Genomic DNA, 13,109 nt, shown 5'->3' with positions numbered 1-13,109 from the left:
GCCGGACGTCAGCGGACCACGCTGGGCGACCACGCGTGTTCGATGAAGAGGCTCGGCTGGGACGCGGGATCGGTCGGCAGTTTCCAAATGTTGCTGTCACCTTCGGTGTCCTCGTCAGCCAGGCCGTAGAGCAGGTTTTGATTATCCAACCATTCGATCTGGTCATCGACGCTGCGCTTTTCCGGGAGCACCGTGTCCGCGCCGGTCGCCAGGTCAAGAAGGGCGACGTTCCAGTGAGCGGTCAGCGGACCGCCAACATTCTTCTTGTACGCGATCCGGGTGCCGTCGGGCGATATGGAGGGGCACTCGACGTTGTCCCGAACGGCTGTCAGGGTCTTATCTGTCAGGCTTCCCCGGACGAGCCAGATACGCCCAGACGAGGCTGCGGTGGCATAGAAGATATCGCTCTGGTCTGGTGCGAAAGTGACGCCCCAGATGTTCCGGTCGCTGGCCAGCAGGCGTTCTCCGTTCACGATGAGGGCGAAGTCTTCGAGGTTTCCCGTGCCGCCGCCGGGCACAGTGATTTCGGTTGCTGTGGAAAACCCGGCTTGCGTGTATGAGTGCCCCGAGACGAACACCGTGGTGGCGATCATGGGACCGTCCGGACTGATGCGTGTCCTGCTCGGAATGCCAGGGACAGGCCACGCCCGCTCCTGCTGCCAGTCACGGTTCAGGACTGACGCTTCGTACGTAGTCACCAACCCACGGTTGGACTTTAGACAGACCACCATGGCGGAGGTGCCATAGACACGTTCGCACGCCTGATCACTGACAGCACGTGTGCCACCCGGAGCCGACAGCGGTACCGTGGCTGCATTGCCATACCCCTGCCCGGCGGCTGTGTTCCTGAACAGGACGAAAGGAACCTCGGGGAGAGATCGGCCTGCGGTGACCCCCACGGATGAGGCGGCCGTGCGGCTCTCCTCAAAGCGCTGGTACGCTCCCACCGCGTAGATCGAGGCTCCGGCAAGAACCAGCACAGTTACGGTCAGGAGAATTCCCCACCGCAACCTCCCGCCTGCAGTGGTGCCGGTTCCTGCGTTCGTGCTATTCATGGAGGCGTTTGACGTAATCAGCCATTCCTGGCACGGTGAACGCCACAACACCCAGGGCGGGTGCGTAGATGATCCCCTTGTCGATCAACGATGCGCGGGTCATGGTCATGGAGCTTTGCTTCTTTTTCGCCCGGTCAGCGAGGTCAGCTGTGCTGGATCCGTCATCACCGTCGATGGCCATCAGGCGCAGGAAGTCTTTCTCAGCTTTCGAGGCGCGTTTCCAGCGTGAGGGGAAGAACCCTTGGTCCAGCTGTGCGCGGCCGATTTCCACCGCGATTTTGGCGTCGTCGAAGGTTACGGTTTTCTCCGGGGCTGTTTCCCATGCGGCGTATCCGTATTCCTGCAGGAAGTATGGGTACGCCCCCGATGCGCTCAGGAGGAGGTCTTTGGCTTCGGGTACGAATGACGCCCCATAGCGTTGGGCCGGGGCGACCAGGGCCGCCTCGGCGGCCTCCCTCGACAACGCTCCGATGCTGCGGTAATTGAAGATCCTCTCTGCGTAGGAGCGCGCTTCACTCAGTACCGAGGGCAAGTTGGGCAGTCCCGCCCCGGCAATGTAGAAAGGCCATTCGCGTTGGCCGGCCAGATGCTGGGCACTGAGGAGGGCAGCGATGAGTCCGTCGTCCAGATCCTGCATTTCATCGATGACGAAAATCAGGCCCGATCGCTTCTCCGCCAGTGCCAAGCAGAGGTCCTCAATCAGTTCTTCCAGGTCCACTTCAATCGATCCGGAGTCAGCGCGACCGTGATTGAGGTTCACACCGATATCGATCCCGGTCACGCCCAATTTCGCTGAAAAGGATGCGATGCTGCCAAGCGCCGCCAAGAGTCGTTCCCCTGCGCCGCGGCGGTTCAGCTTCCGCCCGGCCTGCAGCAGGTTCCGGGCGAGCTTGGCCCGTACAGCCTCGGGACCTCCCTCGGCATCCCTGCCTTCGAGGAAGACGACCATGAACTCCGCATGTTCGGCCTGACGCCGAAACTCGTTCAACAGAACCGTTTTGCCCACCCCACGCAGCCCGTGCAGAACGATCCCCCGGTCAGGCCTTCGCTGACGGGTCTTGGCCAACAGCAGGTCGAAGGCATCGATCTCGCTCTGGCGCCCGACCAGCTCGAAAGGCCGTCGGCCCGAACCGGGCGAGTAAGGATTCAAAGCGCTTTCCATATCAAGAACTATAAAGGGGTATCCAATATTTTGGATACCCCTTTATAGTCACGGATACTTTGAGATGAGCGTCATTGGTTATATTCGAAGAGCCTAGCCAGTCCGACGTTCAGGTGCTGTTCTTTCAATTGCCAGGAACCTAGCCCGTGGCCAGACCGCCAATAGCCTGCACTTTGCCGTCGCGAAGACGGTGGGTTTGATGCAGATTTGCCAGCTGCTTCGGGTCGCTGAGCAAGTCATCGGGTACGTCCACAATCTGACTGGTTTGTCCTTCAAGGGGCAGCAGCTCGTGCCAGAGCGCTGGTCCCTCTCCGTCAGAGGACTCCACCGGGCCCGGCGCCGGACCAATGGCGATAATCACGCCGCGCTCGTCGCTGATGACCGTACATTCCATGGTGGCCCCTTAGCGCAATGCTGTAATGAGGAGGCGATAGCTGCTGCCATACGAGGCTTCTGCCCGCAGATCAGCAAAGTAGGTGAGCCGATCGCGACTTTGGCTGAATCCGTTACTGAGGGTCGTCACCCCGCCGGTCGAGACCACGATTGAAGGTGGCATCGCGACAGCCAGGATGGCAGGACCAAACGCGCGATCTTCCCACCAGAACGAGTGGCGGACGGTCTGCCCCGGAGCAATGTAATTGCTCAGAATCCCGCCCGGTGGAAGAAACCATTGATTCATAGCGCAACCCCCTGGACTGAGCCCTGTCATGTGGAACGGGAGGAACAATAGTTAGACCTTGGCACTGTGCGCTGCAGCTGGCAAGACCCAGACGCTCATCCCCCGGCCATGTACGGACTACTTCGTGCCGGTCTCCATGTTCTGGCGTCCGTTCTTGGCGATGCCAAGGACGGCATCGAAGGCCACGAAAATGAGCAGGCTGATGCCCAGCAAGGGAAGAATGAAAACCCTGCCCGGTCGGTCCCGGGCAGGGTTTCCCTTTGTCTTCAGGCGCTGGTGGCGTCCTGTACTTCGCCGACGAGTTCTTCGATGATGTCTTCAAGGAACAGCACGCCCGTGGTGTTGCCCTCCGCATCGAAGACCCGGGCGACGTGGGAGCCACTGCGGCGCATCGCGGCCAGGGCGTCTTCAAGGTCGCTGCCGCTGAATGCTGAGGCGAGGCGGCGGATCCTCTTGGTCGGAACGGACGTGGTGAACTTATCCCCGGATGTCAGATCCATGACGTCCTTGAGGTGCAGATACCCGGAAGGGGCGCCGTCGTCATCGGTGAGGATGTAGCGGGAGTAGCCGTGTTCTGCCACCGCGCGCTGGATGTCAGCCGGTGTCGCGGACGCGGGCAGCAGCACCATCTCGTCGATGGGCACCTCCACGTCGGCAACCTTTTTGGCGGTGAACTCGAATGCCGCGGTGAGAGTGCCGGTGGTGTCGCTGAGCATGCCGTCACGTGTTGATTGCTCCACGATATTGGCTACTTCATCCAGGGTGTATGCGCTGGTTGCTTCGTCCTTCGGCGTCACCTTGCAGAGGCGGAGGATGGAGTTGGCGATCCCGTTCAGCGTCCAGATCACTGGCCTGACCATTTTGGAGACCAGCACCAGAGGCGGTGCAAGGATCAGGGCAGCACGGGTTGGAACGGAGAACGAGATGTTCTTCGGGACCATTTCGCCGAGAACCACGTGCAGGAACGTCACCAGCAGCAACGCCATCACGAAGGCAATGATGCCGACTGCCTCGCCGGAGAGCGAAGTCAGGCCCAGCGGGATCTCAAGCAGGTGGTGGATGGCTGGTTCGGAGACGTTGAGAATCACCAGGGAACATACGGTGATGCCCAGCTGGCTGGTCGCCAGCATAAGTGTTGCGTGTTCCATAGCCCACAGTGTGGTCTTCGCAGCCTTGCTGCCGGCCTCGGCCTTGGGTTCAATCTGTGACCGGCGGGCGGAGATGACGGCAAACTCGGCGCCGACGAAGAAGGCGTTGACGACCAGCAGCACGATGAGCCAGATGATGCCGGGAAGGTATTCACTCATGGGTTAGCTCCTGCGTGAGGTTGTCGACGATGCGATCGTGGGCGCTCTTGGGAGCTTCCCCGGTCTCATCCGGTGTGAAGCGCAACCGCTCCACGTGGGTGCCGACGACGCGTTCAACGCGCAAGCTTCCCCCGCTAACAGCCACCTCGTCCCCAAGTTCAGGGATGCGGTCCAGTTGGTCGGTGACAAAGCCGGCAAGGGTGTCGTATTCCTCGCCGTCCGGAACAATGACGCCGGTCCGGTCCAGCAGTTCGTCCGGCCGTAGGGAAGCATCGAAGGTGATGGACCGTCCGGTTCTGACCACGCCTACGCGTGCCCGGTCGTGTTCGTCCTCGAGCTCGCCGACGATTTCTTCCACCAGGTCCTCGAGGGTGACGATTCCGGCCGTTCCTCCGTGTTCGTCCGAGACGATGGCCACTTGCAGGCCCTGTTTGCGCAGCAGCGGGAGCAGGGTGTCAACGCCCACGGACTCTGGAACACGCAGCGGTTTGGACATGAGGACGGAAGCCGTGATGGCGTTGCGGTCTGCCAGAGCAACAGCGAAGGCCTGCTTCACGTGCAGCACACCCAGAACGTCGTCGCGGTCTTCACCGATGACCGGGAAGCGGGAGTAGCCAGTGGCCGTTGCAAGGCTCAGTATGTCGTCTGCCGTCTCACCGCCGTGCACTGCGGCCATCCTGACCCGCGGCGTCATGACATCGGCCGCTGAGTGTTCCGCGAAGCGCAGCGTGCGGTGGAGCAGGACCGCATGGTCAAGATCCAGCGAACCTTCCAAAGCTGAGCGGCGGACCAGAGAGCTGAGCTCCTCAGCACTGCGTGCCCCGGAGAGCTCTTCCTTGGGCTCAATGCCAAAAGAGCGAATGATTTGGTTCGCAGTGTTGTTGAACAGCAGGATCACCGGCTTGAACACGGCAGTGAACATCGTCTGGAACGGGACCACGACCTTGGCAGTTGCCAACGGCAACGCCAGTGCAAAGTTCTTGGGTACGAGCTCGCCGATAACCATCGAGAATACCGTCGCCAGGAAAATGCCTGCCACCGCCCCGATACCCGGCACGATGGCTTCCGGTAGGCCTATGGAGAGAAGCGGGCCCCTGAGCATACTGCTGATGGCAGGTTCAAACGTGTAACCGGTCAACAGCGTGGTTAGTGTAATGCCGAGCTGGGCACCTGAGAGGTGCGTTGACGTTATTTTCAGCGCCTTGATGGTGGGTGCGAGGCGTTTCTCACCACGGCTTTGCCGGGCCTCAAGGTCGCTGCGGTCAAGATTAACCAGAGCGAACTCTGAAGCTACGAAGAATCCGGTACCGACCGTCAGGACAAGGCCGACACCCAACATGATCCATTCATACATTCGGGCGCCCCTCTCCCTTGGTGACCGGAGAACCGGTCAAAAGATCGAGGGGCCTGGGCATATGTGAAGGAGGGTCATCCATAGTGCAATCAATTCTACCGGGTGCCTAATGACGACTTATCCGGTAGGTTGCGGCTTTGCAGCGAGCCTTATCGCAGCTCGTATCGCCATCGATGCATCACCGATAACGTTCCGCTGCTTTGGGGATTCAGAGGGCTGGGTGAAAATCTCAGGCTGACGATCGTGGGCGCAACGCAACCCATAGGGCACATCTGCGGCATATATAGGCAGGTTCTGCGCCGAGGGCGTGGAGCTTCTCCCGTTTCAGAGAGCGGCCACAGCAGGAGCACCGAAGTTCCAAATCAGATGCCATGAAGACTCCTTACCTCAAATAATTGGTCGGGATTCCGGAGAGCCATCGGGGTGCGGTAGCTCCTGCACGCCAGATCACCGTTAGGACTCCCCGCCCGGGGCAGATCCCAGTTCCGTCGGCTGCAGACTTGGCAACGGGCATGATCCCATCGTGTCATCTCGGCTTGGTCAGTCGCGAGAAGCGGACCGCGCCGATCCGGGGCGCGGATGTATCTTTCCAGCCACGGGATCAAGCGTTTGTACTCGAACGGCGTTCGAGCAGAAGGGTTGCATTCCATGGGCAGCCGGCAGAGCCGGCGTCGGCATGTTGATCGCTTATGGATTAGAGGCCCGGCTCAGAACTCCATTCAGCTTTCGGCCAGCAGCATGCCCGGGAGGACGTCGCAGAGCCAGACCATGATCTGGTCGTGGCTCCAACCGCGCTCGTCTGCGAGTTGGTGGTATGTGCTGTCACCATACACAGTCATGAACGCATCGGTGAGCTGATCGATGGGCCAGTTGGCCCGGAGCGGGCCCTTGCCTGACAGTATCTCCAGGACCTGCCTGAACCCTTCCCGGCGAAGGTTCTCATGATCATCGTGCGTTTGGCGCACTTCGTCGTCGGTCAAGGCAGCCGCGCGAAGAACCTCCGAAATGGCCGACGCGCGCGCAAAGAGGGGGCCGGCGCCCCGAATGAAAATCCGCAAAGCCTCAGCAGCGTCCTCCTCCTCCTCCATCGCTGTCCACCACGGTTGGGACTGCGGCGGGCGGGGATCCTCCTCGCCCAGGACCGCAGCGTCAATGACGGCGCTGATGAGTTCGGCCTTGGTATGGAAGACGAAGTACACGGTCTGCGGAGCCACTCCCGCGCGGGCGGCGATGCCGGCCATGGTCGCCCCAGCGAATCCTCGGGTAATGAATTCCTGGTGCGCTGCCACAACGAGCTTGCGTCTCGTGGCATCCGCCCTCTTCCTGCGGATGCTCTTGACGCGTACTGTGTCCGGGTCCATATTTAGAGTATCTCACTAGAGCATGACCCTAGCGAGAGTCACCACAAGGACCGTGTCATGACTACGCAGAACCGCAACCACCACCTCACCAACCGAACCGCAGGCTTGGGCTGTTTTTCTGCCGGACTTCTGGGGGCAGCCTTAAGCGTCTACAAGGTCTTCGTAAATCCGTCGGTCCCTGAAACTCAGTGGAGCTATCCGTTTGATCGTGCCTCGTTCACAGTCGTCCAGGTGTGGTTTGCCCTTCAGCATGCAGCCCTTTTGCCAGGCCTGAGAGCACTTCATGCGACGGGAGCGCCAGGTAACGGCGGCCCGGCACGCATTGGACATCCTGTCGCCGTCATCTCCATGGCAGGATTCGCAGTGACGGAACTTGCCGCCATCGCCGCAGCTGCCGAACCCACGGACTCGCCGATCGCGCTTCTCCTCGGCGCAGCTTATGGCGTCTTCAGCCTCCTTCTCGGTGCCGCCCTTATGGTGACGGGCGTTGCCGTTATTCGGGAAAAATTCTGGCAGGGCTGGAAGCGCTGGATTCCACTCTCGCTGGGTATCTGGCTCTATGTGCTCGTGCTTCCCGCGTTGGCTTGGTCATTCGTCGGCGCTGGATTCGCAATAGCCAGCTGGATGCTGCTCTTCGCGGCTCTTGGTTGGGTGCTGATGAGGGATGACGGGGAACCCCTGCCGAGGAGAACAAACTTTCAACGCGGCAGGCGGCCATTCCCCATGGCGCGCGCCCTCCGCCACAAGAGCCAGTAAGGATCCATGAACATGCATTTCTTTGGCAAACCAGCGGTAACTCTTGTTGCACTGGGCACGACGGGCGGGATCGCCTGGGCCGCAGGTTTCCGTGGCTACATGGTAGAGCTCGCCGGTCCGGCGTCCACTGTTGATTGGTGGGGGACATTCGGCGGACTCATCCTCCCCGGCGCGGCTGCGGGCGGACTCCTGGGCTGGGCGGAAGCCCTCCGACGAACCGGCGGACGGCAACATTGGCGCTGGCTCGCAGTGGCGCCATTAGCGTTAGCCGTGGCTCCGATGCTTCTGCCTGGAGCAGTTCCCGCCCTTCTTACCCAAGGTCTGGGCGGAGGAGCTATCGCCGTGGCGCTGATAGCAATGGGTGGAGGCTACGCTGTATCGCGCCGCGGCCCCCTATGGGGCAGGCTGGCCTGTGGCCTCGCCAGCGCAGTCGCCCTGGCGGCCCTCGCGCTGGCAGGGCCTGCAATCACCGGCCCGGTGCTGGCTCTGACAGAGCCTCGCGGCGCTTGGGTGGCCATTTTAGTAGTGTCGTTCGTGACTGTACTGGCATTCGCCTCGTCGATCCCGCACCGGCCGGTGGTGACAGCCACGGGCCCGCTCGTGCCGTTCCAATCGCCGGAACGTGCAAGCCATGGAGTGCGAACGCCCCTGAGAAAGGCAGCCTCATGAAACGACTCCAACTGGAAACGTGGACCGAACTGCAGGCGCCGGCCGCAAAGGTTTTCAACTTCGTTTCAGACCAAACAAATGCGCCCCGATGGCAAAGCGGAATCGATGAGATACGGCGCATCACCCCGGGCCCTGTCGGAGTTGGAACAGAACATGAGTTGGTGCGGCGATTCGCAGGAATGAGGGTCGTCGCCCGTAACCGGTTCATCGAATATGACGCTGGCCGCTTCGTCGCATTCGAAATTCCATCGGGCAAAATGACCGGGGTCGCCAGCTATCTTGTGAAACCAATAGGTCCCGACACCTGTCGACTCGTCAGCACCGTGGACTTCAAGGTGGCCGGCCTGGCCCGGTACGCCGTACCGCTTCTGACAGGCATCTTCAAACGGGCCGACAAAAAGGCACTGGCCACCCTCAAGGCACTGATGGAACACTCCTGAGCCGTTGAGCGGCCCGCCTCAGCCGTCAGCCCCTCGACGAGTTGCCTGCCACCATATACTCCGATCATGACAATCACACGCCCTGACCGAGGCAGGCACGCCCAGCCGTCCGTCCTTGAGCAGCGCGGGGTCGTGCTGTGAGCGGCGGTCTCGTTGCCCTGTTGGACGACGTCGCAGCCCTGGCCCGCATAGCGGCTGCCTCCGTGGATGACATCGCAGCAGGAGCCGCCAAGGCCGGAGCCAAAGCTGCCGGCGTGGTAATCGACGACGCCGCTGTCACTCCGCAGTACGTCTCCGGGGCAGACCCGTCCCGCGAACTGCCGATGATCAAGCGGATCTTCTGGGGCTCGCTCCGAAACAAACTCGTGATCATCCTCCCCGCGCTGCTTCTCGTCAGCGCCTTCATCCCGGGGTTCATTCCGTTCATCCTCATGCTGGGCGGTACGTACCTCTGCTATGAGGGCGCCGAAAAGGTTTGGCACAAGCTCCGCGGCCATTCCGCGACCGAGAAGGCGCCGGCCGTCCAACGTGGACCCGAAGCGGAGGCCAAGGTGACCAAGGGCGCTATCACCACCGACTTCATCCTGTCCTGCGAGATTATGGTCATCGCCATGAACGAGGTAGCCGATGAGTCTTTATGGGTCCGGGCGCTCATCTTGGTTGTTGTAGCGTTTGCAATCACGATCATCGTGTACGGTGCCGTTGCACTCATCGTCAAGATGGACGACATCGGCCTGCACCTGACCACTAAAGACTCCGCGGGCTCCCAGCGTTTCGGCCAGCTGCTTGTGAAGGGGATGCCCGCCGTGCTGGCCGCGATCACCCTCATCGGGACGATCGCTATGCTGTGGGTCGGTGGTCACATCATGCTCCAGGGCGCATACGACCTCGGCTGGCACGCGCCGTATGACTTAGTCCATGTCCTCGAGACACCCTTCGCCGGGATCCCAGTCGTGGGCGGCTTCCTTGCCTGGCTTGTAAACACGCTATCCTCTGCCATTCTCGGAGCCGCTTGGGGGCTGTTCATCATGGTCATCGTGCATCCGCTGCTAAAGGTGCTGCCATTTGCCAATAAGAAAGACGGGCACGACGAAGGGGACGTGCGCGCCGCAATCGCCGGCCACCGGCCGACGAAACGAAACGACGATCCCGCCACTTAGGCGGCCGGAGCAGCAGGCGTTGCGATGTGGATGGCTCCGTGGCTGGGGCAGGGCATCAGGACTGTGCCGTTCACCGGCCACAGGTTCAATGGCGCTTAGCTGGACAGTTGATCCACGGTGACCATCACCGTTTGCCAGCCCGAGGCTGTCCGTGGGTCATTCTGGCGATGCGGCTTCTGTGTCTGATGATCCGGAAGTCGGCGGTTTCGTGGATCCTGAGGTTGGAGTGGCCTCGGGAAAGATGCTGGATTGAATGGTGCAGATCTCGGCGCGTTCGGTGGAGTCGATGAGGCTTTCACGAGTGCTTTGCCCAGACCGAGTCCACGGGCCTCTGCAGCGACGTACACGGAGTGCTCCACGACGCCGGCGTAGACCGGCCTTGGCCGGATACGGCCGAAACGGCAGCCCACCTAACAACCCCGTGCTCGGCCGCTTCGGCAACAAGCCGGTGCAACTCGAGCCGGGATGCGTCGAAGGATTTTCCCAGTCGGGGGTACTGCGCCTGGTCCAGGACGACATCAAGACCCGCGTCCGACAGCTTTACGCGGAACTCACAACAAACTAACCCTCTTAGGGGCTTCACCCCCGGCTCTCCCTGAACCAACCCTCACAGACAGAAAGTGGCGCCTGCACCCCTTCCCGTCAACTCGGAAGGGGCCACAGCCATCGTATCGGGACCAGATAAAACCATCTGCCCGGGGCCAAAATACTTGACACAACTAGTCCCAAAAGGCTTGACACAATCAGGCTGACACATGGGTGCTTATCGGCGTTTGGCTTTCTCGCCGGCACACGCATGTCACGAACGAGTACCGTCCTTGGGCCTTATCCGGCCGGTTAGTCGTCGAGCTCCCTACGGAGGCTTTTGAAGACTGCGTCCCGTTCCTGCTCGGACATCTGCATCAGAGGAACATCCTGCAGCGCCTCAACAGCAACCTCGCTGTCATCTTGCTGCTGGTCTTCGAGCAGGTCGAAGATCGCCTCGTCGGCCAGGACCATGAAGTCACCGTTGAGTCGGCGGAATCCCAGTTCACCCCAATATTTGGCGAGGGCCCGGGATTCCCTGCGGTGCTCGAGAGATCCCTCCTCCATTCCGTCCCGCAAGCCTGGTGCCGCACGCAGAGCCACGACTCCCGTGCTACGACCCACTGCCCGGAGTATGGCTTTGAGGACTTGCTGTCCGACCCGATGCCCACGGAAGGGTGGCTGAACAGCCAACCACGACAAGATCAACAAATCCCCGTCGATGACCGGTTCCCCATCGATGCTGAGGTCCTCGTGATCGGAGCCGGCTGCGATGAACGCCTCGGCGAACTGGCATAGTTCGGCACTGTGGGCGTCCATGGTGTCGAAGAAATTGACGTCCCCGACGTTGGGAATCACGTAGACGCTGGCTTCGGCCACGGCGATCTCGCCTTGGGCGTCCGCGTGAACGGTGCCGCCGTCCAGTTCCAAAATCTGGTCGCTAACGTAGGCGCGCGCGGTCCATAGTTGTGGGTAGTCCTCGGGCCGGTCCCAGGAGTCCGCTTTGGCTGCGTAGTCCAATGCGTAAGTTATCCTCATCCACTCCAGGGCGTCGGTGACCGCTTCCTGGGGCAGCCCCGCGTCTTCGGGTGCTTTGCCGCGGGCGTGCTCAGTGCCGGCCATGATGTTCCTTGCTCGCCCGTTGCGGGCGCTTCGCGTGCTCTTGGATATGCCGCTTTTAACGTACCGGACGCTGCTGTGGGGACGAGACGTCCGGCCTTATTCGGCTTCGGGAGTCATACGTTGCACGGGCGCGCGAGTTGGGCTTCTGGCGGCAGTGAGGATTATTCCTCGTTGCCTTGGTCTTCGCCGGGTTCGGCCCAGTCGAGGGCTGCGACAAGGTGTCCTTCGTTGGGCAGGGCATGTTTTTCGGCGGCTGGGAGTTTGTCGTAGGTGTAGGCGGCCACTGCCATGGGTGAGGTGGAGCGGCCGAGGCTGTATCGGACGCTGCGGTCGTTTTTGGTGCCGCAGATCAGGATGCCGACGGTTTCGTTGTGAAAGTCGCGCCGGAGGACGTCATCGACCAGGGCGACGTAAAAATTGAGCTGGCCGGCCCAAGCCGGCCGGAAGCGGCCGGTCTTCAGTTCGATGACCACGTACCGGAGCTGTTCGATGTGGAAGAAGAGCAGGTCGATGTAGTAGTCATCTCCATCGACGTCGAAGTGGACTTGCCGACCGACGAAAGAGAATCCAGGCCCGAGTTCCTGCAAGGTTTCGGTGATCCGGTTGGTCAGTGCGTTTTCGAGATCCCGTTCGGCGACTTCACCGGAGAGGCCGAGGAATTCGAAGTTGTAGGGGTCTTTGGCCATCTGCTGTGCCAGCTCCGAGTCAGGGGACGCGAGCTGGCGGGTGAAGTTCGAAGGTGCTGTGCCGGTGCGCTCCATCGAGCGGTTCATCATCATGTTCAGCAGGACGTTCCGCGACCATCCGTACTCTACAGCCGCGGCGGCGTACCAGTTGCGTTCGTCGGCGGTGGTGGCTTTGTCGAGGATGGTGCGGATGTGACCCCACGGCAAATGTGCCACAGCTTGTGGCACATTTGCTCCGCCGTCCCAGGCACGCACCATCGCGGTCATGTACTGCAGGTTCCGGGCAGAGAGCCCCTTCATATCGGGAAAGGCCGTTCGGAGGTCGGAGGCAAGCCGGTTCAGGACGCCACTGCCCCAGCCCTGTGTTTCCTGCCGGGCGAGGATGTCACTGCCCAGAGACCAGTAGAGCTCGATCAGTAAGGTGTTAACGGTCCGCTGCGCCTGCGTCCTGGCGCCGTGGACCCGGTTCTTCAGGGACTCCAGCAGCTGGTCGTAGCCCGTCGGGAGGTCAATTTCTGAAGACATCATGGCTCCACCCTATCGATCGGCAAATGTGCCACAGCCTGTGGCACTATTGGGAGTTTCCTCTCATTTGAGGTGCCTGGATCTTTGTCGGCAGTCTGGCTCTGATGCGGACCGGGTTCACGGCTGGAAGGCTCGGACATCGGGGACCCAGCCTGATGGTGCTTTCTTGGGCTCCAGGTGTTCGGGGTCGCGGTGTTTTTGCATGTCGCATTTGCAGAACGGACCCCGCTGGTCCAGCAGAACGCTCATGTGGTGATCGGTATGGTCTTTCCCCAAGACACTGATTCCGGTGGCGCTATCGAGTCTGA

13 protein-coding genes and 1 pseudogene are annotated in these 13,109 nt (G+C 61.2%); 4 read left to right on the top strand and 10 right to left on the bottom strand.

Translation table 11 applies throughout. The features are described from left to right. Positions 1 to 8: 8 nt before the first annotated feature. The 7 genes from ACIQC5_RS19965 to ACIQC5_RS19935 all read right to left on the bottom strand — a co-directional run bounded on the left by ACIQC5_RS19965 (position 9) and on the right by ACIQC5_RS19935 (position 6,918). Positions 9 to 1,055: a TolB family protein gene (locus ACIQC5_RS19965; RefSeq protein WP_400286410.1), complete on the bottom strand. Its 1,047-nt coding sequence runs from the start codon at positions 1,053 to 1,055 to the stop codon at positions 9 to 11. Then, a complete protein-coding gene (locus ACIQC5_RS19960) occupies positions 1,048 to 2,217 on the bottom strand; it encodes an ATP-binding protein (protein WP_400286407.1) in 1,170 nt (389 codons plus the stop codon). The genes ACIQC5_RS19965 and ACIQC5_RS19960 overlap by 8 nt, the downstream gene beginning before the upstream one ends. 139 nt (positions 2,218 to 2,356) lie before the next feature. Then, the gene (locus ACIQC5_RS19955; protein WP_400286404.1) at positions 2,357 to 2,611 is read right to left on the bottom strand and encodes a hypothetical protein; all 255 of its coding nucleotides are present in this window, start codon (positions 2,609 to 2,611) and stop codon (positions 2,357 to 2,359) included. Positions 2,612 to 2,620: 9 nt separating this feature from the next. Continuing rightward, a complete protein-coding gene (locus ACIQC5_RS19950; protein WP_400286401.1) occupies positions 2,621 to 2,896 on the bottom strand; it encodes a hypothetical protein in 276 nt (91 codons plus the stop codon). A gap of 266 nt (positions 2,897 to 3,162) precedes the next feature. Then, the gene (locus ACIQC5_RS19945; protein ID WP_400286398.1) at positions 3,163 to 4,203 is read right to left on the bottom strand and encodes a hemolysin family protein; all 1,041 of its coding nucleotides are present in this window, start codon (positions 4,201 to 4,203) and stop codon (positions 3,163 to 3,165) included. Next, positions 4,196 to 5,557 (bottom strand): hemolysin family protein, encoded by a 1,362-nt coding sequence (locus tag ACIQC5_RS19940; protein WP_400286395.1) that lies wholly within the window; start codon positions 5,555 to 5,557, stop codon positions 4,196 to 4,198. The genes ACIQC5_RS19945 and ACIQC5_RS19940 overlap by 8 nt, the downstream gene beginning before the upstream one ends. Positions 5,558 to 6,276: 719 nt before the next feature. Next, a complete protein-coding gene (locus tag ACIQC5_RS19935) occupies positions 6,277 to 6,918 on the bottom strand; it encodes a TetR/AcrR family transcriptional regulator (protein ID WP_400286393.1) in 642 nt (213 codons plus the stop codon). A 57-nt stretch (positions 6,919 to 6,975) separates the two neighbouring features. On the opposite strand from ACIQC5_RS19935, the gene ACIQC5_RS19930 reads away from it, so the two are divergent. The 4 genes from ACIQC5_RS19930 to ACIQC5_RS19915 all read left to right on the top strand — a co-directional run bounded on the left by ACIQC5_RS19930 (position 6,976) and on the right by ACIQC5_RS19915 (position 9,943). Next, on the top strand, positions 6,976 to 7,674 hold the full coding sequence (locus tag ACIQC5_RS19930; RefSeq protein ID WP_400286391.1) for a hypothetical protein: 699 nt from the start codon (positions 6,976 to 6,978) through the stop codon (positions 7,672 to 7,674). A 6-nt stretch (positions 7,675 to 7,680) separates the two neighbouring features. Then, positions 7,681 to 8,343 carry a hypothetical protein gene (locus ACIQC5_RS19925; RefSeq protein ID WP_400286388.1) on the top strand — a complete coding sequence of 221 codons (663 nt, stop codon included), beginning with the start codon at positions 7,681 to 7,683 and terminating at the stop codon, positions 8,341 to 8,343. Further along, positions 8,340 to 8,783, top strand: coding sequence for an SRPBCC family protein (locus tag ACIQC5_RS19920; RefSeq protein WP_400286386.1), 444 nt, complete (start codon positions 8,340 to 8,342; stop codon positions 8,781 to 8,783). The genes ACIQC5_RS19925 and ACIQC5_RS19920 overlap by 4 nt, the downstream gene beginning before the upstream one ends. A 137-nt stretch (positions 8,784 to 8,920) precedes the next feature. Further along, the gene (locus tag ACIQC5_RS19915) at positions 8,921 to 9,943 is read left to right on the top strand and encodes a DUF808 domain-containing protein (RefSeq protein ID WP_400286384.1); all 1,023 of its coding nucleotides are present in this window, start codon (positions 8,921 to 8,923) and stop codon (positions 9,941 to 9,943) included. An 837-nt stretch (positions 9,944 to 10,780) separates the two neighbouring features. On the opposite strand, the gene ACIQC5_RS19910 is transcribed toward ACIQC5_RS19915, so the two are convergent. The 3 genes and pseudogenes from ACIQC5_RS19910 to ACIQC5_RS19900 all read right to left on the bottom strand — a co-directional run. Then, the gene (locus ACIQC5_RS19910) at positions 10,781 to 11,590 is read right to left on the bottom strand and encodes a hypothetical protein (protein WP_400286381.1); all 810 of its coding nucleotides are present in this window, start codon (positions 11,588 to 11,590) and stop codon (positions 10,781 to 10,783) included. Positions 11,591 to 11,751: 161 nt separating this feature from the next. Continuing rightward, a complete protein-coding gene (locus ACIQC5_RS19905; protein WP_400286546.1) occupies positions 11,752 to 12,801 on the bottom strand; it encodes a YhcG family protein in 1,050 nt (349 codons plus the stop codon). A 117-nt stretch (positions 12,802 to 12,918) separates the two neighbouring features. Then, positions 12,919 to 13,101 (bottom strand): annotated as a pseudogene (locus ACIQC5_RS19900) (DUF4913 domain-containing protein); the annotation flags it as partial. Positions 13,102 to 13,109 lie beyond the last annotated feature (8 nt).

Origin of the sequence: Paenarthrobacter sp. NPDC092416, assembly GCF_044755025.1 — a bacterium.
In the GTDB taxonomy this organism is placed as follows: domain Bacteria; phylum Actinomycetota; class Actinomycetes; order Actinomycetales; family Micrococcaceae; genus Arthrobacter.
The sequence above is the reverse complement of the archived record's forward strand: the minus strand, read 5'-3'. Positions and strand labels throughout refer to the sequence as shown.